The sequence below is a fragment of the Vibrio sp. 10N.286.51.E5 genome (genome assembly GCF_041469125.1).
Classification (GTDB): domain Bacteria; phylum Pseudomonadota; class Gammaproteobacteria; order Enterobacterales; family Vibrionaceae; genus Vibrio; species Vibrio crassostreae_C.
In genome coordinates this window covers 83,947-107,001 of the sequence record NZ_JBFRJZ010000026.1, presented here as the reverse complement: position 1 = coordinate 107,001, position 23,055 = coordinate 83,947, and the positions used below count along the sequence as shown (strand labels likewise).

Sequence of the window (23,055 nt, the reverse complement as noted above, 5' to 3'; positions counted from 1 at the left end):
ATTGATGTGAAAGGAGACGAGTATTGGATAAGGCACCAGCGCACATTTCGTTGAGAATCTGACAGTAAATTCGAACCATAAGGTGGTGTGGGTATTTGAGCAGTGCTAGACTTACGCACAAAATTGAGCGACACAACTGACGAAACTGTCAACATTCGTCGCAATCACCAAATAGAATGAGAGCAGTATGAAGCATACAGTTGAAGTCATGATCTCTGAGCAAGAAGTTCAGGATCGAGTGAACGAACTAGGCAAACAGATCACGGAACACTACAACGGTAGTGAAGATCTAGTTTTAGTTGGCTTATTGCGTGGATCTTTTGTCTTTATGGCAGATCTTGCTCGTGCTATCGATTTAACTCACCAAGTTGATTTCATGACCGCGTCTAGCTACGGCAACGGCATGGAAAGCTCACGTGATGTTCGTATTTTGAAAGATCTTGATGATGATATCCAAGGTAAAGACGTTCTACTTGTAGAAGATATTATCGATACAGGTAACACGCTGACTAAAGTAAAAGAGATTCTGAGCCTACGTGGTCCAAAGTCTATCGAAATTTGTACGCTACTAGACAAGCCTTCTCGCCGTGAAGTGACTGTAGATACAAAATGGATTGGTTTTGAAATCCCAGACGAGTTTGTTGTTGGTGTAGGTATCGACTACGCACAAAAATATCGTCACCTACCGTACATCGGTAAGGTAGTACCTCAAGAGTAATCATTACGCTTGTGGTTTAGAAGTCATTAAAAAGCCCGCTTGATGCGGGCTTTTTGTATTTATGACGGAATGGGTTAGCTTTGTTGACTAAGAAGAGGCGTCGTTAAGATCTTGTTTAATGCATCTAAGTGACTGTTCTCTAAAGTATCGTTACTTGAGCAACGTACGCCAAGGTCCTGTAGCTTGCCATCGCCAATACCATAAACCACACCATGGATTTCAACGTCTTGGCCACGCTCCCACGCATTTTGCATAATGGTTGAGTTACCTAGGTTATAAACCTGTTCTGCGACGTTAATTTCGCATAACTTGTCACCCCATTGCTCACGAGGAAGCCCCTCGATTTGCTTGCGGTATTTTAGGTAATTGTCACGGATGTGCAGTAACCAGTTGTTGATAAGACCAAGTTTAGGGTTATCAATCGCCGCGTTAACACCGCCACAACCGTAGTGACCACAGACAATAATGTGTTTCACTTTAAGCACATCTACTGCGTACTGAACAACAGATAGACAGTTTAGGTCTGTATGAACCACTTGGTTGGCCACGTTTCGGTGAACAAACAGTTCTCCAGAATATAAGCCAGTCAGGCGCTCGGCTGGAACTCGGCTATCTGAACAACCTATCCATAGAAAACCAGGGCTTTGACCCTCTTCAAGCGTTGTAAAATACTCAGGTCTTTCAGAGCGAATTTCTTCAGACCATTTGGAATTGTTCTCAAAAAGCTGTTTTATTTCTGGCATCTTGCTTCTTACATCCCTCAATTAAGATGCTTAACTATACACAATGTTACAAATTCAATCTCGTAAAAACTGCGTCAAAATGTACTCATCTGACGTGTTCTAGTACGGAAAATCATAAACTTAGCCCACTATCAATAATCCGGTTATAAGACATGAATAATGTGATTGAATTAACACTTTCTGAACACTTGATACATTTGCTAAAGTGATAAGGTTTGTCATTTCATCATCAGGAAGGTGTGTTTTGTTTGGAAGTCGTTTTACGGATATCAATCTCAAAGGGGATATGTTTGGCGGTGTAACTACAGCCATCATCTCGTTACCTTTAGCATTGGCATTTGGTGTTGCTTCTGGCGCGGGAGCTGAAGCTGGCTTGTGGGGCGCCATTATGGTTGGCCTATTTGCAGCATTGTTTGGCGGTTCGAGTAGTTTGATTTCTGAACCTACCGGCCCGATGACGGTGATCATGACTGCCGTAATGACGAGTATGGTTGCTAAATATCCTGAAACGGGTATGGCAATGACCTTTACTGTCGTGATGATGGCCGGTGCATTCCAGATATTACTTGGTACGTTAAAGCTAGGAAAATACGTCACTTTGATGCCATATAGCGTGATCTCCGGATTCATGTCGGGCATTGGCGTTATTCTGATTATCTTGCAGCTGTCTCCATTGTTAGGGCATGCCGCTCCATCCGGTGGTGTAATGGGCACGCTCTCTGCTTTACCTGATACGCTAGCAAACTTAAAAGTGAGTGAGCTATTTCTAGGTGCTCTGACACTCGGTATTCTTTTTGGCTTCCCCGCTAAGTATCGTAAGTATGTGCCTGCTCAACTGGTCGCGTTAGTGGCTGTAACGCTCTTGTCCGTCATTATTTTTGATACCGACTCTATTCGCCGTATTGGTGAAATCCCAGCTGGTTTCCCTTCCCTCGTTATCCCTACGATCAGCGCTGAACAGTTTACTACTATGGTTATCGATGCCTTGGTGCTTGGTACATTAGGTTGTATTGATACGCTTTTGACCGCGGTTATCGGAGATTCATTGACTCGTAAAGAGCATGACTCAGACAAAGAGCTTCGTGGCCAAGGCATTGCCAATATGATCTCTGGCCTGTTTGGTGCACTACCTGGCGCGGGTGCTACTATGGGGACTGTAACCAATATTCAGGTGGGAGCGCGTTCTCCGCTTTCAGGTGTTATTCGAGCTTTAGTACTTGCGCTCGTGGTATTGGTTGCAGGTGGTTTAACAGAACCGATTCCTATGGCAGTGCTGGCTGGTATCGCGATGTATGTTGGTTTCAATATCCTAGATTGGAGCTTTATCCAGCGCGCGCACAAGGTTAGCTATGCCGGCATGGGCGTGATGTACGGCGTGATGCTATTGACTGTGTTTGTTGACTTGATTATTGCCGTTGGACTGGGTGTGTTTATCTCGAATATTCTGATTATTGAAAGATTAAGCCGAGAGCAAGCCAGACAAGTTAAGGCGATCAGTGATGGTGATGATGAAGACGATATCCCATTGACTGATAGCGAACGTCAGTTACTCGATAGTGCCAATGGTAAGGTGCTATTCTTCTACCTATCAGGGCCGATGATATTCAGCGTTTCAAAGGCGATTTCACGTCAGCACTCAAGTATCTCTGACTATGAAGCGATGATTCTAGACCTGACAGATGTACCTATGATTGATGTCACTGTTGGCCTAGCGCTAGAGAATGCGATTAAAGATGCATTGGATGCGCAGTGTGAGGTGTATCTGCTGTGTCCTAATGAGAATACTCGTCAACAACTAGAGAAGTTCCACGTGATTGACCTAGTACCTGAATCCAACACTTATCGATTCAGATATGAAGCCCTGACGGCAGCAACAAGCTATGTCGACAGAGATGAGCATCAATTTGAGTCAGTTTAATTTTTCAGTAATAAGCTGATATGAATGACCTGATATGAATAAGCCATAGACGCTCACTTCAAGACTGATCATTAATGCCGTTAAGTGAATCACTTAGCGGCATTTTTATATTTATTGAACGTTGATTTAGTCTTCACCTAGCCAAGACGCTTATTTGTTTTCGAAAGAAACTCTCACACGATATTTGTATTAATCGTCAATCAACGATAAACTTGTTTGCAAAATGGCCGAGTTAACAAGTTTGGGTTAGTTTTCTGCTAGCTCGTTTTAAGCATTACTCTCTTCCTCAAGCTCGGTCGTCTACATCTTATCTATAGCAAATGGCAGTCTATCTCTATGTATGCATTAGAAATTGAGCAATTAAGAAAAACTTATGCTGGGGGCTTCGAGGCTCTTAAGGGCGTTAGTTTACAAGTAGAAAAAGGCGACTTTTACGCACTACTTGGTCCCAATGGTGCGGGTAAATCAACCACCATTGGTGTTATCTCTTCACTGGTAAATAAAACGTCAGGCAAGGTTAAAGTGTTCGGCTACGACATTGATACCGATCTGGAATTGGCGAAGCAGAACTTAGGCCTTGTGCCTCAAGAGTTTAACTTTAACCCGTTTGAAACCGTTGAACAGATCGTGCTGCAACAAGCGGGTTATTACGGCGTGCCAAAAGCATTAGCGAAAGAGCGAGCGAAAAAGTACCTATCTCAACTCGATCTGTGGGAAAAGCGTGGCGAACGCGCGCGTAACTTGTCTGGTGGTATGAAGCGTCGTTTGATGATCGCGCGTGCATTGATGCATGAACCTCATTTGTTGATCCTTGATGAACCGACAGCAGGCGTTGATATTGAACTACGTCGTTCAATGTGGGAATTCCTAAAAGAGATCAATGAGAAGCAGGGCATTACCATTATCTTGACCACGCACTACCTAGAAGAAGCAGAAATGCTGTGTCGCAACATTGGTATCATCAATCGCGGTGAGCTGATTGAGAACACAACAATGAAAGCGCTGTTGGGCAAATTGAGTGCTGAGACCTTTATTCTGGATCTGGAAGAGGGCACGACTGAACCTAAGCTTGAAGGCGTGAATAGCCAAGTGATGGTCAATGGCTCGCTAGAAATCGAAATCGACAAGAACCTAGGTTTGAATACCATCTTTGCTCAATTGAGCGAGCAACAGGTTAAAGTCCTCTCTATGCGTAACAAAGCAAACCGTCTAGAAGAGCTATTTGTGAGTATCGTCCGTGAGGGGAGTAAATAATATGTACAGCCTATATTGGACCGCTTTCTGCAGTTTGTTGACCAAAGAGATCAATCGCTTTACTCGTATCTGGGTGCAGACTCTGGTGCCGCCAGCGATTACCATGACGCTTTACTTCATCATCTTCGGTAACCTGATTGGTGCGCGTATTGGTGAAATGAACGGCTTTAGCTACATGGAATACATTGTTCCCGGTCTGATCATGATGTCGGTGATCACCAACTCATATTCCAACGTTGCTTCATCGTTCTTTAGTGCCAAGTTCCAGAAGAACATTGAAGAGCTGCTTGTAGCGCCTGTTCCTAACTACGTGATTATCGCCGGCTTCGTAATGGGTGGTGTGGTTCGTGGATTGTTAGTGGGTACCATAGTAACCTTCGTGTCGTTGTTCTTTGTCGACTTACAAGTTGACCATTGGGGCGTGATCATTGCGACGGTATTTTTAACGTCGGTAGTATTCGCTTTGGGTGGCTTGATTAACGCGGTATTCGCACGCACGTTTGATGATATCTCTATTATCCCAACCTTTATCTTAACGCCGCTGACGTACCTTGGTGGTGTGTTCTACTCGATCAGTCTATTGCCTGAATTCTGGCAAGGTGTATCGAAGTTGAACCCTATCGTGTACATGGTTAACGCGTTCAGATATGGCTTCTTGGGTGTGTCTGATGTGGGGATCGTGACGTCGTTTGGCGTACTAGGTGTGTTTATCGTGCTGTTGTATGGCATTGCACACTACCTAGTGACAAAGGGTATTGGCTTACGTAGCTAACCTTTGGTTCATCTAAGTAACAGGTAAAGAAAAAGGTCGATATAACATCGACCTTTTTTTTGTTTTGCGTTAAGAGCAGAAGCCGACTATTCAGTCGTTTCTTCTTTCACTTCTTCTTTGGTTTCCGTTACCAAATCGAGAACTTGGTTATCGATAAGACGCGTCTTACCTAGGAAAGCCGACATTAGAATCACTGCTTGAGTTGATTCTGAAGTGATCGCTTGCAGAGTTTTAGCATCACAAATGAAGATTTCGTCAGGTTGAAGATCTGCAGCGCGTAGCTGGTCAGTAGCATCTTCAATCACTGATGCGTAATCATCGCGACCACCACGAATAGCGCTGCTGATCCAGCGCATAGTACGCGCTAAAACGGGCGCTCGTTGGCGCTCGTCAATCGTTAGGTTGCTATTGCGAGAGCTCATTGCCAAACCATCCATTTCACGAACGGTCGCAACGCCGACAACTTCAATGTCTAATGCTAAATCAGTGGTCATCTGGCGAATAACAGCAAGTTGCTGAAAGTCTTTCTCGCCGAAGCATGCAAAGTCTGGCTGAACGATATTAAACAGTTTAGTGACAATGGTTGATACACCACGGAAGTGACCTGGACGAGAGGCACCTTCAAGCATGTGAGATATGCCAGGGACCTCAACAAACGTCTGCTTGTCTAATCCATCTGGGTACATCACCTCTGGCGTTGGTGTAAATACTAGCTCAACCCCTTCACCTGTTAGTTTGCTTAAATCTGCTTCTAACGTTCGAGGGTAGTTGTTTAGGTCGTCTGCACGGTCAAACTGCATTGGGTTTACAAAGATGCTTACCACAACGATGTCGGCCAGTTCACGAGCTTTTTTGACCAGAGTCAGGTGGCCTTCATGCAGGTTTCCCATTGTTGGGACAAAAGCAACCGTACGTCCATCACGCTTAAACTGTTTAATCTGCTCACGAAGAGCCGCTATTTCAGCAAAAGTTTGCATACTTACTCCTAAGCGATTGTATGAGCTTCATCAGGGAAGCGCGCGCTCTCTACTTCTTCTTTGTATAGAGCTACTGCCTTACGCATATCACCTGTTTCTGCTAGGAAGTTCTTAGAGAACTTCGGCATGTAGTTCGCAGAAATACCGAACATGTCATGCATAACCAAGATCTGACCATCGGTAACATTACCTGCGCCGATACCGATAACCGGTACGTCACAAGCTTCTGTAATTCGTTTTGCCAATGAAGCTGGCACACATTCAAGTAGAACGATTTGAGCGCCTGCGTTTTGCAGTGCTAACGCGTCAGCAACCATTTTGTCGGCTTGCTCGTCGTCACGACCTTGAATCTTGTAACCACCAAAAATGTTCACAGACTGGGGCGTCAAGCCTAAGTGTGCACATACTGGTACTGCACGTTCTGTTAGCATCTTCACAGTATCAACCAACCAGCTTCCGCCTTCGATTTTTACCATGTTCGCACCAGCACGCATCAAAGTCGCTGCGCTCTCACAAGCTTGTTCTGGCGTCGCGTAGCTCATGAAAGGCATGTCAGCCATAAGAAGACAATTTGGGCTACCAGCACGCACTGAGCGAGTATGGTAAGCAATGTCTTCAACGGTTACTGGTAATGTATCGTTATGGCCTTGTAAAACCATACCCAGTGAATCACCGACAAGCAGAACTGGCATTTCTTGGCTTTCGAATAATTGAGCAAAGCTCGCATCATAAGCTGTCGAAGTCGCAAATTTACGGCCTTCACGTTTGCATTTGATCAGGTCGTTAATGGTTACTTTTTTCATTGGTTTTCCTTAATGCGCTTGGCTATTGTTGCCAAACATTGAGCCCGTTCTTATCTACTATTTTCAGTAGTTCTGTCAGCTCAGTCCCATCAGGGAGTTGTAAACTTGGTGCGATTTCAGCAAGCGGGTAGAGTACAAACTCTCGTTCTTTCATTCCATAATGAGGAACGATTAAGCGCTCTGAATCGATCACCTCATTGCCGTATAGCACAATGTCGAGATCCAAGGTTCTTGGTCCCCAACGTTCGTCTTTACGGACGCGCCCTTGCTCTAGTTCGATCTTTTGAGTGCAATCAAGCAGTTCAATTGGCGTTAATTCGGTTTGGATAGCGACTACCGCGTTGATGTAGTCTGGTTGATTTTGCGGTCCCATTGGAGTGCTACTATATAGCTGAGAGGTCGCAATAAACGTTGATCGCGGTAGGCTTTTTAGCGTTTCGATAGCCAAATTTGCTTGGCTAACTGGGTCGGCAAGGTTGCTGCCGACCGCAATGTAAGCAGTTATCATTCTGATTGCTTACTCTTTTTGTTTCGGTAAGTCTTACGGCGACGATGGCCTGACTTTGATGGTGCTGCAACGTCGTTAGCCATTGCTTGACGCATGTTACGACCTGCAGTCTGATAACGCTCCCACCATTTTGCTAACTCTTTGGTTTCGCCACCTTCAATCTCACCACGCATTTCTAGGAAATCGTAGCCTGCACGGAATTTGTTGAGTTCCATTAGACGAACAGCGCGTTTACCGTTGCGACGAGGCAGTCGAAGTTGCAGTTGCCAAACTTCGCGAATGGTTGCTGTGTGACGACGAGGAATCGCAATAGACTTTACTTGCTGATCTAGAATGATGTTACTCGCTTCCATGATCGCATCGTAGTGTGCCATACCCTGTTCAGCGACAAGTTTGTCTGCCAGCTTGTTCATTGGGTACCAAAGCATCGCTGCGAACATGAATGCTGGGTTTACTCGCTTACCATCTTCGATGCGAAGGTCGGTTGAATCGAGAACCAAATCAAGCATCTGCTCTGTGTGAGAGTCGTAATCTTCGGTGAAGTGCTCAGCTACCGCTGGGAACATCTGTTGGAATAGATTGTACTCGCGCATCAGGTGGTAGGTTTCTAAACCGTGACCTGATTGCAGTAATTTCAGAGACTCTTCGTAAAGGCGCGCTGCTGGGATATCTCTTAGAAGGTGAGCTAACTCTTCAATCGGGTCAGCCGTGTCTTCTTCGATGTCGAAATCCAGTTTAGCGGCGAAGCGCATTGCACGTAGCATACGCACTGGGTCTTCGCGGTAACGCGTTTCTGGATCGCCAATCAGGCGGATCAGTTTATCTTCTAAATCTTCTACACCACCCGCGTAATCGTGGATGCTGTAGTCTGCAATGTTGTAGTACATCGCGTTGATTGTGAAATCACGACGCTCTGCATCTTCATCAACACTGCCGTACACGTTATCGCGAAGTAGCATGCCTTCTTTCGATTGTGCAGAAACGTTCTTCGATGGTTCTTGGTGGTGACCACGGAAAGTTGCCACTTCAATGATGTCGCGACCAAACATGATATGTGCCAAGCGGAAACGGCGACCGATAAGACGACAGTTTCTGAAGAGGTGTTTGATTTGCTCTGGCGTTGCGTTGGTCGCAATATCAAAATCTTTTGGCTGAGAGCCTAATAAGATATCGCGCACACCACCACCGACTAGAAATGCGTCAAAACCCGCACCATTCAGGCGATATAGCACTTTTAGTGCGTTGTCGCTGATCTGCTTGCGTGAAATATTGTGCTCTTGACGAGTATAAATATTCAGAGCTAATTCGTGGAATCCGCGTTGTTCGCTTGGGGTATTGTCGTTTGTATTCATTAGTTTAGAACAAAGTAGGTATCGCCAACTTTGTTTTTCTCTTAGTCCAAAGTGGTAGTGCAGAGTTTAATTGCGGCTAATAATAGCTTAGCGCGAGCCATTTGAGAACATCGTCTGCTTAACCACAGTGGTTGGTTATGGCATTTTTATGTGTCGTTTTTGCTATTTGCCGTGAGTTTCGAGCTAATTACAGTGCTCTTTTTGTAAACTATCAGGTAACTGACTGACGTTCCATTGCTGGCAGCCCCACAATAAAATCTCATCCATTGAAGCCTCACAAAGAGCCGTCGGGATATCAAAACCTAAGAATCGCATCGCGTTGAGTAACGTTGGTTTTGGGTTGTCGAGATCTATCGCGGTGGCATGGTTCTGTTTTGACAGTTTATTCCCCAAGCCATCGGTTGCCAATGGTAAGTGCAAGTAGCTCACTGTTTTTTGCTTGAGCGTCTTATACAAACTGATTTGTCGACCGGTGGGTTCTATCAGATCTGCGCCTCTTACGACTTCTGTTACTCCTTGTTCGATGTCATCAAGGACAACGGCCAAGTTATAGGCAAACAATCCATCTCTGCGTTTAATAATAAAATCTTCTACAGCTAGTGCTTTAGGGATTTGAATGGTGCCGTGGCGAACATCATCAAAGGACTCTACTGGAAAGTCCATGCACAAGCGCACCGCCTGTTCACCTGAATCGATTAGGCCTACATCTCGACAGTGACCATTGTAAAAGCCGCCCAAAGCCTTTATCTGCTTGCGGGTGCATTGGCAGTAGTAGGCTTGATTGTCAGCAACCCATTGATCGATTTGAGCTTGATACAAGTCATGACGTTGGCTTTGATAGACGACTTCACCATCCCAAAATAGATGGTAAGCCTCAAGCGTCTTAAGAATGAGGTCTGCAGCGCCGGCCATTTCTCTTGGTGGGTCGAGGTCTTCCATACGAACTAACCATTTTCCTTGGTTAGATTTCGCTTGAAAGTAGCTACCAAGAGCAGCAACAAGTGAGCCAAAATGAAGAGGACCTGACGGTGATGGTGCAAAGCGCCCGATATAATTCATGAGTGAACAACCTAATCTAAATGGTACCGCAGTAGCCGATTCTTAAGACGTTTGACAAGAGCTTTAATGCCTAGAACTAAGCTTCAATCTATAGAACAAGGTTTGATGTATAGAACTAAGGCTTAAAGCTGCTATTTACTATCAAGCGTGTGAAATACTTCGCTTGGATAACAAACAAAAAAGGGAGCCAAGGCTCCCTTTCTTTACATCTGCAAGAATTAACCTTGCATCTGTTTTTCTTTGATCTCTGCAAGTGTTTTACAGTCAATACAAAGATCAGCAGTTGGACGAGCTTCAAGGCGACGAATGCCAATCTCGATACCGCAAGAATCACAGAAGCCGAAATCGTCTTCTTCGATCTTGTCTAATGTCTTCTCAATTTTTTTGATAAGACGACGCTCACGGTCACGGTTACGTAACTCTAAGCTGAATTCTTCTTCTTGAGAAGCACGGTCAACTGGGTCTGGGAAATTCGCTGCTTCGTCCTGCATGTGGTGCACAGTACGATCAACTTCTTCCCTGAGCTGGTTGCGCCAAGCTGCTAAAATTTTTGTAAAATGTTCCGTTTGCTCAAGTGACATGTACTCTTCACCTGGCTTCTCTTGGTACGGTTCAACACCTGCGATGGCTAGGATGCCTAGCGCTTTTTTCTTAGATTCTGGCATACAGCATCTCCTATTTACACCTAGTCAACTGCAAAGCAGCTAATTTTAAGGCGGGTATCTATAGCAGAAAGAACGAATGGTGGCAAATACTCTTATTCAAACTTGCAATCAATGTGATTAGTTCAGCATCTTTGCTTAGCTATTGATAAATTCAACAGCTTGTTTTAGTTGTATTTGAGTACTGCTGAGCTCTGCTTTATAGCAAAGCACTTCAACTCCAGCGTCTTGTGCTTGTTTTAGTAATAACGAATATTTGGCGTCTATATGGTGTGCCGCAGACACTTTTTCAATACCTGAATGTAAAACAGTGAATAAAAGTACGGCTCTATTTCCAGATTCGACCATTTCTGTGAGTTCACGCAGATGTTTTTGGCCTCTGGTTGTGACCGCATCAGGGAAAAAACCTTGCCCTTTAGTTGACGTTTCTTGCTCGTCGAGCAAAGTGACGCTTTTCACTTCGATATAGCAAGGCGGCTTTTCGTTATCTTCAAGCAGAATATCAATGCGACTATTCTCACTGCCATATTTCACTTCGGTTCGTAACGCGTTATAACCTAAGAGTTCAACCATAGTCCCATTTTCAATTGCTTCCACTGCTAGCTGGTTTGCCCGCGCAGTATTTACACAAATACGATGACCTTTGTCTGTTTCTGAGATCTCCCAGCTGTTTGGGTACTTTCTCTTTGCATTATCGGAGGTTGAGTACCACACCGTATTGCCAGGAGTCGCACATCCTGTCATCGCTCCAGTGTTAGCGCAGTGGATAGTGCGCTCGCTACCGTCTGGAAGTTGGATGTCAGTGAGAAAGCGTTTATAGCGTTTAATAAGAGTCGCTGGCTCTAATGGAGGATTGAAGTGCATATTACTTATTTAGACAGGTAGGTTTTTATGTACAATGTTGCCAACATTACACCACAAGGTTCTCCCATTGCCACAACTGCCCATAGAAGCTGTGATGCCAGATCTGCTCGCTGGCGTAGAAACACACACTCAACTTATTCTAAAGGCCGCTCCCGGTGCGGGTAAGTCAACATTCTTCCCTTTACAGTTAGTTAAGACCAACGCCGTTCAAGGCAAAATCATCATGCTTGAACCGAGGCGTTTGGCTGCAAGGAATATTGCTACTTACTTAGCGAGCCAATTGGGAGAAAAGGTGGGAGAGAGCATTGGCTTTAGAGTTCGTGGTGAATCTAAAAGCAGCAGTGCGACTCGCTTAGAGATTGTTACTGAAGGGATCATGACAAGAATGATCCAAACCGACCCTGAATTAACTGGGGTTGATATGGTGATCTTTGATGAATTTCACGAGCGCAGTATTCACGCCGATACCGCATTGGCGTTTAGCTTAGAGATCCAAGAGGCGTTGCGTGACGATCTGAAAGTGGTAGTGATGTCGGCAACTTTAGATCAACAAGCTCTGCAAACTTTGCTGCCGAATGCCAAATACGTTGAATCACAAGGTCGCACCTTTCCGGTCGATTTCCGTTATCAGCCTCTTAACGCAAATGAATATCTAGCCCCTAAAATGGCTAACGTGATTCGCTCTCTGATGGAGAAAGAGTCAGGCTCACTTCTGGCCTTTTTGCCGGGCGTTTCTGCGATTAAGCAGGTGGAATCTCAACTAGAACAATTCGCCAATGATATCGATGTGTGTCCTCTGTATGGACAACTCAGCTTTTCTCAACAGCAGAAAGCGATCGCGCCATCAGAGAAAGGGCGTCGAAAGGTGGTGTTAGCGACCAATATTGCTGAGACTTCTTTGACGATTGAAGGTATTCGATTGGTGGTTGATTCTGGGCTTGAACGTGTGGCGAAGTTCGATCTGAAAACCGGTATTACTAAGCTTGAGCAAGTGAAAATCTCGCAATCTTCAGCTGAACAACGAGCGGGCCGTGCGGGACGAATTGAAGAGGGCTTGTGCGTTCGTTTGTACAGCGAAACGCAGCTGATGCAGCAACCAGCTATACCAGAACCTGAAATTCTTCATTCTGATTTGTCTTCGCTGGTGTCTGAATTGACGCAATGGGGCGCTGCGAGTGCTGATGAACTGCAATGGTTAGACGTTCCACCCAAAGCTTCTATCGGGCAAGCCAAGCAACTCTTACAGACTCTTGAATTGTTAGACGATAATGGTCAATTTACGGCATTAGGAAAACAGGTCCAACGTTTAGGTCTAGAGCCTCGTATTGCCAGCATGTTGGTTAAAGCGCAGCAAGGTAGTCCTGCTCTGTTGAATGTCGCGATTGTTGCTGCTGCTTTGCTGGAAGAGCCGGAGCGCAATGTGACGGATATTCAACACTCTTTGCATCGACTTAAGCAAAGAAAACATTCCAAAAATAGCGTTGTGATGCAGCGAGCGAAAAGTCTCGCGAGCAAACTCAATCATCACTTAGATTTGTCACAAGCTGACGAATCATTGCTACCATTAGTGCTTTGTTTTGCCTTCCCAGATCGGATTGCACAAGTGAGAAGCGCGACCAGCAGTGCTTTCCTTTTGGCGAATGGCCACGGTGCTGAGGTTCGTGATGATGATCCACTGGCGAACAATAACTATATCGTAGTGATTGATTTGATGCGCAGCACAGGGCGAGCCAGTCAGATTTTCTTAGCCACCGCGGTTGATATCGCACAGTTAGAAGCTGAATTTCCAAAACTGTTTGTGCGTTCCGATTACGCCGATTGGGATGAGAAACGTGGCCGTTTAGTTGCTGAGCAGCGTGTATCTCTGGGCAAGTTGATTATCAGCACCAAAGCTTTACCTGATCCCGATGCGAATCAGGCGAGCCAAGCGCTGCTCAATTATGTCGCTCGATGTGGGTTGGATCGCTTAAATTGGACAGCTTCGGCTAAGCAGTTGGTTGAGCGTGTACGCAGTGCAGAGCTTTGGATGCCTGAGCATGATTGGCCAGCGATGGACGATGCGAGTTTGATTGAACACCTTGATGAGTGGCTATCTCCCTATCTGAATGGCATTAAGTCGGCAAAAGGACTGTCTAGTGTTTCGATTGAGCAAGCATTGTCGGCTTATCTTGGTTGGCCTTTGAATCAAGAAATCGACCAATGGTTGCCAACGCACTATCTGATGCCAACAGGCAGCAAGAAGGCCATTCGTTATCAATATCAATCTGAACCAGTGATCTCAGTGCGAATGCAGGAAGTCTTTGGCGAACAAGACTCGCCATTGATCGCGCAAGGGCGTAAAAAAGTAGTGCTTGAGCTCCTTTCTCCAGCACAGCGACCACTACAAATTACTCAAGATTTAGCTGGCTTTTGGGCTGGCGCGTACAAAGAAGTACAAAAAGAGATGAAGGGCCGTTACCCAAAACATCCTTGGCCGGATGACCCTGCTAACCATGTAGCAACCACTAAAACCAAACGACAGTTGAATCGATGATGACCAAAATGTTAACGCCAAAAAAGGCACCACCTAAAAAAGCGCCAGCAAAGAAGTCACCAGCGACCAAAGCCAAGCCAAGAAAACCAAGAGCGGCTGCGAAAAAGACCAAACCTAAGGCTAAGAAATCTGGCAAAAGAGGTTGGTTGAAGATCCTATGGGGCATTTCTTGGAAAGCGGGCTTAGCGCTTGCGGCATTGCTGTTGTTCGTCGGTATTTATCTTGATTCTGTGGTCAAACAGCGCTTTGAAGGTCAGCTGTTTGATTTGCCAACCGTGGTTTATGCGCGAGTGCTAGACCTGTCTCCGGGAACTCCGGTGAGTTTGGTACAGGTTAAGAATGAGCTCGATGTACTTAATTATCGTAAGGTGAACGCGCCTCGTCACCCAGGCGAATACTCTTCTTCTTCTACCAAGATTGAAATGATTCGTCGTCCGTTCGAGTTTGTTGATGGACCGGAAGCGGATCGTCATGTGATGCTGCACTTCAATGGTAACGAATTAACTCGCATTCAGTCGCTGGAGAAGAAAGGCGACATGGGCTACCTGCGTGTTGAACCGAAAATGCTTGGCATGCTTGAGAAAAGTAACGATGAGCAGCGCCTGTTCTTAAAACGCAATCAGTTCCCAGAAGTGATGGTTGATGCCTTACTGGCAACCGAAGACCGAAACTTCTATCAACACGATGGTGTGTCGCCACTGGCCATCGCTCGTGCAATGGTCGTTAACGTCAAAGCTGGGCGAACGGTACAAGGTGGTAGTACGCTGACACAACAGTTGGCAAAAAACCTGTTCCTGTCCAGTGAACGTACATTGTGGCGTAAGGTTCGTGAAGCCTACATTGCACTTATCTTAGACCATCGTTACAGCAAAGACCGTATCCTAGAGGCTTACTTAAATGAGGTTTATCTTGGACAGAATGGTGGGCAAGCGATTCATGGCTTCGGTTTAGCGTCTCGTTTGTATTTTGGTCAACCTATTCAAGAGCTGCGCATCGATCAGCTAGCACTGCTGGTGGGTATGGTGAAAGGACCGTCGTATTACAATCCGGTTCGCTATCCTGAGCGTGCTAAGACTCGACGCGATCTGGTTCTTCGCTTATTGATGCAACAAGACATCTTAACTCCGCGACAATACGAAGAGGCGGCGAGTCGTGATTTGGATATTCAAGACAACCCACGCATTGCTAGCCGTCAGCCCGCTTATTTCCAACAAGTAAACATTGAGCTTAAGAAGTATGTCGGCGATCGATTTGAGGCGAAAAAAGGGATTCGAGTCTTTACCTCTCTGGATCCGGTATCTCAAGACAAGTTAGAGAAGTCGATTGCTCGTAAGGTGCCTGATTTATCGAAAACCGCAGGTAATAAGCTGGAAGCAGCAGCTATTGCCGTGGATAGAAATACCGGTGAAATCCGGGCGATGGTCGGTGGTAAGCGTACTGGCTACGATGGCTTTAACCGTGCCTTGAACGCGAGTCGCCCAATTGGTTCTTTGGTCAAGCCTGCAATTTACTTAACCGCACTAGAGCAGCCTCAGAAGTACACGTTGGCGACAACATTGAAAGACACGCCACTGAGCTTGAAAGGCAGTAAAGGTAGCGTGTGGAGCCCGAGAAACTTCGATCGTAAGTTCCGTGGCGATGTGCCTTTGTATGTGGCGCTTTCTAAGTCTTACAACGTACCTACTGTTCGTTTAGGCATGCAATTAGGCATTGATAGTGTCTCGGATACGATTGGAAAACTGGGGGTCGATAAAAATGAGATTCGCCCAGTGCCGTCGATGTTTTTGGGTTCGTTCTCACTGACTCCGTTCCAAGTTGCGCAGATGTATCAAACCATTACCAATTCTGGGCGTATAGCACCTTTGTCTGCGCTTCGCTCAGTTGTTGATAACGATGGCGAGGTTCTGTATCAGTCGATCCCTCGTGTATCACAAAGCGTTGACCAGCAAGCCGCTTGGCTTACAACCTATGCAATGAAACGTGGCGTGTCGGAAGGCACGGGCCGTTTCCTACAAGGTCAGTTTGCATGGGCAGGGTTAGCTGGTAAAACTGGCACTAGTAATGACAGCCGAGACAGTTGGTTCGTGGGCGTAGATGGCCGTGAAGTGACGACCATCTGGCTAGGACGTGATGATAATAAGCCGACTAAGCTTACTGGTTCGAGTGGTGCGTTACGTGTTTATGCCGATTATCTCAAACAGAGAACACCCGAGCAGTTATTACTGCCTTGGCCGACAGGAATTGTCACCGCTAACTTTACTCGAACTTCTGAAGGGGCTTTAGAGTTTGATTGTGATGGTGCAGTTAAACTGCCACTTTGGGATGAGGGTGGAAACATTAAAAAGGGCTGTGAAAGTCAACCAAAACAGTGGCTAAAGAAGCTTTTTCAGTGGTAAAGTCGTAACAAGAAAGAATGACAAGGACAGTTAACATAATGATTTCTCGTTGGTTAGTGAGTGGCTTAGGTGTTGTCGGTACTGTGATCAGTTTTCAGCTGTTTGCATCCACCGCGACACAGATTGATCAATCTCAGCAGGCTGAACAAGCTCATAAAAGGCCAACCGTTGCTGTCGTTCTTGCTGGTGGTGGGGCAAAAGGTGCAGCTCACATTGGTGTGCTTAAAGCTCTAGAAGAGATGCAAATCCCGGTTGATTACATTACCGGTACCAGTATGGGCTCATACGTTGGTGGTCTTTATGCGACAGGGATGAGCGCAGACGAGATCGAGAGCTTTATTTATACGGTTGATTGGAATCGCGGTTATCGTGATCGCGTTAACCGTAGTGATCGCCGCGTACGTGACAAAGAATATGAAGACCGCTACCAACTGAACACCGATCTCGGCTTAGGTTGGGGCGAAATCAAAGCAAGGAAAGGGGTGGTGCAAGGCCAGAATATGTTGCGTATTCTGCGTGAGACCACGGGTAATCTATCCTCATTCGATTCTTTCGACCATCTTGCTATCCCATACCGTTCAGTCGCAACTGACATTATCGAACTTGAAGAGGTGGTCATCGATCATGGCCACCTTGTTGATGCCATGATGGCGAGTATGTCAGTTCCCGGCGCGCTTCCCCCTTATGACCTCGATGGTCGAATGCTGGTTGATGGTGGTGTCACCAATAACATGCCCGTCGACGTAGCCAGAGCGATGGGTGCAGACATCGTCATTGCGGTGGATATCAGTACCAACTACAAAGGCAAAGATGATTTCACGAATTTTCTAGCCGCAGCTGACCAACTCTCTAATTATCTTGTTCAACGCAGCACCCAAGAGCAAGCTGAAACTTTAACAGACGATGATGTCTTCCTGCGCCCAGATGTTGGGGAAATGGAGACGACAGAATTTGATAAAATGCCATCGGCTTTCCTCGCGGGCTATGAAGCTGCTAAGCAGCATACTGATGAACTTTCTAAGCTATCGCTCTCAAATGCCGATTATCAGCATTATATCGAGGACAAACAAAAAGCGCGCAGACAGCTAAAACACGGCGATAAGACCGTCGTTGACCGAGTTGTTATCAATAACAATACCCACTATTCCGATAAGCTGATCGAAAACCGTTTAAACCTTGATTCAGGTGAGATTCTGAAGACCAGTGAAATTGAATCTAAAGTACAAGACCTCTATGCGCTAGATAGATTCGAGTTGGTGACTTATGAATTTGACACGGTAGATGGCGAGGAGCAACTGCTGGTCGATGTGAACGAAAAATCTTGGGGGCCAAACTACCTCAACTTTCGATTCTTTCTTGAAGATGATTTCTCTACTACAAGCCAATACTCGCTCGGTGTCTCAGCCAACTTTACTGATATTAATAAGCATGGTGCAGAGCTAAGAACCAATATCGAGATGGGAACGGACAAGCGAATTGAAGCGGAACTTTACTCGCCATTCTTTTCGAGTCAAAAGCTGTTTACTTCGGCATCGGTTGTTTACAGCAAAGAGAACAGAAACCTACCCGCAGATATTGATGATATTGAAGAACCGACACTGGACGTAACGAAAGATTATCTCCCTATGACGTATAGTGAATATGTCGGTGAATTGGCATTAGGCTATCAACCAACCTTGTGGCAGGAGCTGACATTTGGTGTTCGTTATACAGATGGGGATGTTGAGGTTTCTTCGTTACCTTCATTGGGCAGTGGTGGCTACAAGCGTATTGGTGGCTTCATGGGTTACCGACTGGATACTTTGGATAATTTCAGCTTACCGACCAAGGGTTACTTTGTCGATTTAGAGTACCTCGTTTCTCATGATGATTTTGATAATGACAGCTCTCTTGGTGAATCGGATTTAACGTCTGAGAGTGATACGGTTTATGAGTTTTCGGCCAATTTCATGGCAGCAAAGAGTATTGAGAAGCATACTTTAGTCGCAAAGCTGGATTACGGTATTGTAGAGAGCAAAAATTCGATTTTCCCTATTGATCCCAAAGAGCTTGGTGGCTTCTTAAACCTGTCAGGTATTCCAAGGAATAGTATGATTGGTCAGAACTTGGCTTACACCAGCCTTATTTATCGTTATAAGTGGTTTGAAAATGACTTCGGCCTTTTTAAATCACCATTCTACGTGGGCGCATCCATTGAGCATGGTGGTGTTTGGTCGAACAATGATTTGAGTATTGATGAAGCGCCAATGTACACCGCGGGTTCTGTTTTCGCGGGTGTTGATTCTCCAATCGGGCCGATTATTTTAGCTTATGGCCGAACCGAAGATAATTTCGATTCGGTGTATCTGATTGTAGGTACGTCCTACAAATAATCATGCGCAGAGTCGCCATTTAAGTGCGTAATTAGGCAAAAATAGTGGGACTTTCGTCTTAACTTGCTATGTTGGTCAAAATGATAAGATTTTAATTTAACGTTAAATTTGCTATTCTACCGCCCACAGTTTGGCCTCTATGACGCCGCTCATCAATACAAATTGAATGACAAAAATGGCAATGGAGAGCCAAGTTTCCAAGGATGTTCACTTCTTTATTTTACTAACAATTATGAAGGGAAGAAGTGAACCGCAATGAGAGGAAAAAAGTCGTGCTTGAAGCCTACCGTAAACACGTCGAAGAACGTGCTGCCGAAGGAGTTGTTCCAAAACCACTAGATGCTGAGCAGGTAGCTGGCCTAGTTGAACTTCTGAAGAATCCACCTCAAGGTGAAGAAGAAATCATTCTTGACCTACTAGAAAATCGCATTCCACCGGGTGTAGATGAAGCTGCTTACGTAAAAGCTGGCTTCCTTACGGCTATCACTAAAGGTGAAGTAGCTTCGCCACTAGTAAGCAAAGCAAAAGCTGCAGAACTGCTTGGTACCATGCAAGGCGGTTACAACATCGAATCTCTAGTATCTCTACTAGACGATGCTGAGCTTGCTCCAATCGCTGTTAAAGCGCTATCTCATACTCTACTGATGTTCGATGCGTTCTATGACGTAGAAGAGAAAGCGAAAGCTGGCAATGCTGCTGCACAACAAGTACTTCAATCTTGGGCTGATGCTGAATGGTTTACAGCGAAAGATAAAGTAGCAGAAAAAATCACAGTAAAAGTATTTAAAGTCACTGGTGAAACGAACACCGATGACCTATCTCCAGCGCCTGATGCATGGTCACGTCCTGACATCCCAGTACACGCGAAAGCGATGCTGAAGATGGAACGTGATGGCATTACTCCTGATGAACAGGGTAGCGTTGGTCCAATCAAACAAATTGAAGAAATGCAAAAAGATGGCATTCCACTGGCTTACGTTGGTGATGTTGTTGGTACAGGTTCTTCACGTAAATCGGCAACAAACTCAGTACTTTGGTTCATGGGTGAAGATATCCCATTCGTACCAAACAAGCGTACTGGCGGTGTTTGTCTTGGTGGTAAAATTGCACCAATCTTCTACAACACAATGGAAGATTCAGGCGCACTACCCATTGAACTGAACGTACAAGACATGAACATGGGCGATATCATTGATATCTACCCGTACGAAGGTGTTGTTCACAAGAACGGTTCTGTGATCTCAAACTTTGAGCTAAGCAAAGTACTTCTTGATGAAGTGCGTGCTGGTGGCCGTATTCCACTGATCATCGGTCGTGGTCTAACGGGTCGTGCTCGTGACGCTCTAGGTCTAGCTGAAACGGATCTGTTTGCTAAACCAATCGATCCATCTGCATCTGATAAAGGCTACACGCTAGCTCAGAAGATGGTTGGTAAAGCATGTGGCGTTGAAGGTGTGCGTGCTGGTCAGTACTGTGAACCTAAAATGACGACAGTGGGTTCTCAAGATACGACCGGTCCTATGACTCGTGATGAGCTTAAAGATCTGGCGTGTCTTGGTTTCTCTGCAGACCTTGTAATGCAGTCTTTCTGTCACACATCGGCATACCCGAAACCTGTTGATGTAAACACTCACCATACGCTACCTGATTTCATCATGAATCGTGCGGGTGTTTCACTTCGTCCGGGTGATGGCGTTATCCACTCATGGCTAAACCGTATGCTTCTTCCTGATACTGTAGGTACAGGTGGTGACTCGCATACTCGTTTCCCTCTAGGTATTTCATTCCCTGCGGGTTCTGGCTTGGTAGCATTTGCTGCAGCAACAGGCGTTATGCCTCTTGATATGCCTGAATCTATCTTGGTTCGCTTTAAAGGTGAAATGCAACCGGGTATCACGCTACGTGACCTAGTACATGCCATTCCTCTTTACGGCATCAAGCAAGGCCTACTAACGGTAGAGAAAGCCGGTAAGATCAACGAATTCTCTGGTCGTGTACTAGAAATTGAAGGTGTTGAGCACTTATCTGTTGAGCAAGCATTTGAGCTTTCTGATGCATCTGCTGAGCGTTCTGCTGCAGGTTGTACCGTTAAGCTTTCTGAAGAGTCTATCTCTGAGTACTTGAACTCGAACATCGTGATGCTGAAGTGGATGATCGCTGAAGGTTACGGTGATGTTCGTACGATTGAGCGTCGTATTACAGCAATGGAAGAGTGGCTAGAGAACCCTGAGTTGCTATCTGCTGATTCAGATGCGGAATACGCGCACGTTATCGAGATTGACCTTGCTGATATCGATCAACCAATCCTATGTGCACCAAACGATCCAGATGATGCTCGTCTTCTATCTGACGTTCAAGGCACAGAGATTCAAGAAGTGTTCATCGGTTCTTGTATGACCAACATCGGCCACTTCCGTGCCGCTGGTAAGATGCTTGAAGAGTTCAATGGTTCTCTAAACACTCGCCTATGGGTTGCTCCGCCAACGAAGATGGATAAAGACCAACTGACAGAAGAAGGCTACTACGGCATCTTCGGTCGTGCTGGGGTACGTATCGAAACTCCTGGCTGTTCACTATGTATGGGTAACCAAGCTCGTGTTGCTGATGCTTCGACGGTTATGTCGACGTCAACGCGTAACTTCCCGAACCGCTTAGGTAATGGCGCGAACGTTTATCTGGCTTCTGCTGAGCTTTCTGCTGTTGGCGCGATTCTAGGTCGCATCCCAACGAAAGAAGAGTACTTAGAGTACGCTGAGAAGATTAATGCAACGGCTGCTGATACATACCGTTACCTGAACTTCCATAAAATGGGTCAGTACACGGAAAAAGCAGACACGGTTATCTTCCAAGAACCAGCTTAGTTCCTCGTTATATTTGTAGCTGCAGCGTTGTTGACTGCGTACGTTCACCGGAGCGCCGGCCGCCCTAATTACATAGAGCTTCTATGCTCATAGGGATGAACGAACTTGTCGCCTAACTGCAACTCCAACTATTTAGAGGAACCCAAATGATAGAACGTCTACTTCGGTAGGCGTTTTTTTATGTCTGAATACTGGACGACGAGCGACTCGATCTCTTGATGACTTCGCTATATACTCTCGCCTCATTTTTGGCACAACCCTTTTATTGAGTCTCTTTTTATTAGAGCTTTGGAGCCTTATGGAATTCGAATTTACTAGAAACACTCTAATGGGTGAATACTATGTGAAATGCAGCATGGGCCATGAGATTGTTGGCCGTTGGCTTCAAGAAGAGATTGGTAAAGATAAGCAGAAGCTAGATCATGTGATGGCGTTGATTGAGCAATCTCGACAGGACCTGAGCAATGAAGTGACGTTGCTTGGCAAGGAGATTAGCCTTGCGATCAATGAAGATGAAGTTACGATTCAAGAAAACGTGTTAGCGCATGAGCAAGAGATGGAAGAGGGCAGTGAATTCGACTTCTATAACTGTGAAAGCCAAGCAAGCTGCGGAATCGATGATTTCGAACTGCTCATCGAACGCTGGATGGATTTTTTAGGTTACTAGCCCTAACACCTATTTGTTAGTCACTCAGAGCTTTGAAGGCTCCGTTGCCCAAAACTGGAGCAACAATAGTGCAACGCATTAATATAGTGAAAAGGCCGCACCATATTGGTGCGGCCTTTTTCGTTATTACGACCTTATTATCTTTATCTCATTTAAAATCAACTACTTAACTTTTTGGCACGCTACTTGGATTGTAATAAGAGAATTAACGGATTAAGTAAGAATTTAAGGAACGAATATGAAATTAATAAATGCCATTGTTAAGCCATTCAAATTAGACGATGTACGCGAAGCGCTCTCTGATGTGGGTATTGAAGGTATGACTGTTTCTGAAGTGAAAGGCTTTGGTCGTCAGAAGGGACACACTGAATTGTATCGTGGTGCAGAGTACCAAGTGGATTTCCTACCAAAGGTGAAGCTAGAGATTGCTACCCAAGCTGAGAATGTTGACCGAGTTGTTGAAGCGATTAGCCAAGCGGCACACACCGGAAAAATCGGCGACGGCAAAATTTTTGTGTATGACCTAAGCCAAGCCGTACGAATTCGTACTGGTGAAATGGATGCTGAAGCACTTTAAAGAATTACAAGGACTGGAG

Annotated in this window: 18 protein-coding genes; 10 read left to right on the top strand and 8 right to left on the bottom strand. The window is 45.5% G+C overall.

Going from position 1 to position 23,055, the window contains the following annotated elements; translation table 11 throughout:
* Window positions 1-187 precede the first annotated feature (187 nt).
* Complete coding sequence (hpt, locus tag AB4161_RS10130; RefSeq protein WP_017059438.1) at window positions 188-718, top strand: hypoxanthine phosphoribosyltransferase; 531 nt, start codon at window positions 188-190, stop codon at window positions 716-718.
* Between the two features lie 74 nt (window positions 719-792).
* Here the strand turns inward: hpt and can are convergent, their stop codons facing one another.
* Window positions 793-1,461: a carbonate dehydratase gene (gene can / locus AB4161_RS10125; RefSeq protein WP_017063246.1), complete on the bottom strand. Its 669-nt coding sequence runs from the start codon at window positions 1,459-1,461 to the stop codon at window positions 793-795.
* Window positions 1,462-1,747: 286 nt separating this feature from the next.
* Here can and AB4161_RS10120 point away from each other — a divergent pair, with 286 nt between their 5' ends.
* The 3 genes from AB4161_RS10120 (at window position 1,748) to AB4161_RS10110 (ending at window position 5,405) form a co-directional block, all read left to right on the top strand.
* Window positions 1,748-3,379 (top strand): SulP family inorganic anion transporter, encoded by a 1,632-nt coding sequence (locus AB4161_RS10120; RefSeq protein WP_372083307.1) that lies wholly within the window; start codon window positions 1,748-1,750, stop codon window positions 3,377-3,379.
* Between the two features lie 336 nt (window positions 3,380-3,715).
* The gene (locus tag AB4161_RS10115) at window positions 3,716-4,633 is read left to right on the top strand and encodes an ABC transporter ATP-binding protein (RefSeq protein WP_017059435.1); all 918 of its coding nucleotides are present in this window, start codon (window positions 3,716-3,718) and stop codon (window positions 4,631-4,633) included.
* Window position 4,634: 1 nt separating this feature from the next.
* Entirely contained in the window at window positions 4,635-5,405 is a 771-nt protein-coding gene (locus AB4161_RS10110) for an ABC transporter permease (RefSeq protein WP_010435987.1), read from the top strand.
* 86 nt (window positions 5,406-5,491) lie between these two features.
* On the opposite strand, the gene panC is transcribed toward AB4161_RS10110, so the two are convergent.
* From panC to sfsA, 7 genes are all read right to left on the bottom strand, one after another.
* The gene (panC, locus tag AB4161_RS10105; RefSeq protein WP_017059434.1) at window positions 5,492-6,382 is read right to left on the bottom strand and encodes a pantoate--beta-alanine ligase; all 891 of its coding nucleotides are present in this window, start codon (window positions 6,380-6,382) and stop codon (window positions 5,492-5,494) included.
* Window positions 6,383-6,390: 8 nt separating this feature from the next.
* On the bottom strand, window positions 6,391-7,185 hold the full coding sequence (gene panB, locus AB4161_RS10100) for a 3-methyl-2-oxobutanoate hydroxymethyltransferase (RefSeq protein WP_017059433.1): 795 nt from the start codon (window positions 7,183-7,185) through the stop codon (window positions 6,391-6,393).
* Window positions 7,186-7,207: 22 nt separating this feature from the next.
* The gene (gene folK / locus AB4161_RS10095) at window positions 7,208-7,693 is read right to left on the bottom strand and encodes a 2-amino-4-hydroxy-6-hydroxymethyldihydropteridine diphosphokinase (protein ID WP_004735459.1); all 486 of its coding nucleotides are present in this window, start codon (window positions 7,691-7,693) and stop codon (window positions 7,208-7,210) included.
* Window positions 7,690-9,045: a polynucleotide adenylyltransferase PcnB gene (gene pcnB / locus AB4161_RS10090; RefSeq protein WP_017059432.1), complete on the bottom strand. Its 1,356-nt coding sequence runs from the start codon at window positions 9,043-9,045 to the stop codon at window positions 7,690-7,692. The genes folK and pcnB overlap by 4 nt, the downstream gene beginning before the upstream one ends.
* 183 nt (window positions 9,046-9,228) lie before the next feature.
* Window positions 9,229-10,104, bottom strand: coding sequence for a tRNA glutamyl-Q(34) synthetase GluQRS (gene gluQRS, locus AB4161_RS10085; protein ID WP_017068882.1), 876 nt, complete (start codon window positions 10,102-10,104; stop codon window positions 9,229-9,231).
* Window positions 10,105-10,322: 218 nt separating this feature from the next.
* Entirely contained in the window at window positions 10,323-10,769 is a 447-nt protein-coding gene (gene dksA, locus AB4161_RS10080) for an RNA polymerase-binding protein DksA (protein WP_017059430.1), read from the bottom strand.
* A gap of 135 nt (window positions 10,770-10,904) precedes the next feature.
* Entirely contained in the window at window positions 10,905-11,630 is a 726-nt protein-coding gene (sfsA, locus tag AB4161_RS10075; RefSeq protein ID WP_136981626.1) for a DNA/RNA nuclease SfsA, read from the bottom strand.
* 34 nt (window positions 11,631-11,664) lie between these two features.
* Here sfsA and hrpB point away from each other — a divergent pair, with 34 nt between their 5' ends.
* From hrpB to glnK, 6 genes are all read left to right on the top strand, one after another.
* The gene (gene hrpB, locus AB4161_RS10070) at window positions 11,665-14,163 is read left to right on the top strand and encodes an ATP-dependent helicase HrpB (protein WP_080582206.1); all 2,499 of its coding nucleotides are present in this window, start codon (window positions 11,665-11,667) and stop codon (window positions 14,161-14,163) included.
* On the top strand, window positions 14,160-16,559 hold the full coding sequence (gene mrcB, locus AB4161_RS10065) for a penicillin-binding protein 1B (protein ID WP_017063253.1): 2,400 nt from the start codon (window positions 14,160-14,162) through the stop codon (window positions 16,557-16,559). The genes hrpB and mrcB overlap by 4 nt, the downstream gene beginning before the upstream one ends.
* 38 nt (window positions 16,560-16,597) lie before the next feature.
* Window positions 16,598-18,931 (top strand): patatin-like phospholipase family protein, encoded by a 2,334-nt coding sequence (locus tag AB4161_RS10060; RefSeq protein ID WP_017059426.1) that lies wholly within the window; start codon window positions 16,598-16,600, stop codon window positions 18,929-18,931.
* A 272-nt stretch (window positions 18,932-19,203) separates the two neighbouring features.
* A complete protein-coding gene (acnB, locus tag AB4161_RS10055; RefSeq protein ID WP_017072021.1) occupies window positions 19,204-21,792 on the top strand; it encodes a bifunctional aconitate hydratase 2/2-methylisocitrate dehydratase in 2,589 nt (862 codons plus the stop codon).
* 298 nt (window positions 21,793-22,090) lie between these two features.
* Window positions 22,091-22,459, top strand: a complete 369-nt coding sequence (locus tag AB4161_RS10050) for a YacL family protein (RefSeq protein WP_019824378.1) — start codon at window positions 22,091-22,093, stop codon at window positions 22,457-22,459.
* Between the two features lie 238 nt (window positions 22,460-22,697).
* Window positions 22,698-23,036, top strand: a complete 339-nt coding sequence (glnK, locus tag AB4161_RS10045) for a P-II family nitrogen regulator (RefSeq protein ID WP_004738200.1) — start codon at window positions 22,698-22,700, stop codon at window positions 23,034-23,036.
* Window positions 23,037-23,055 lie beyond the last annotated feature (19 nt).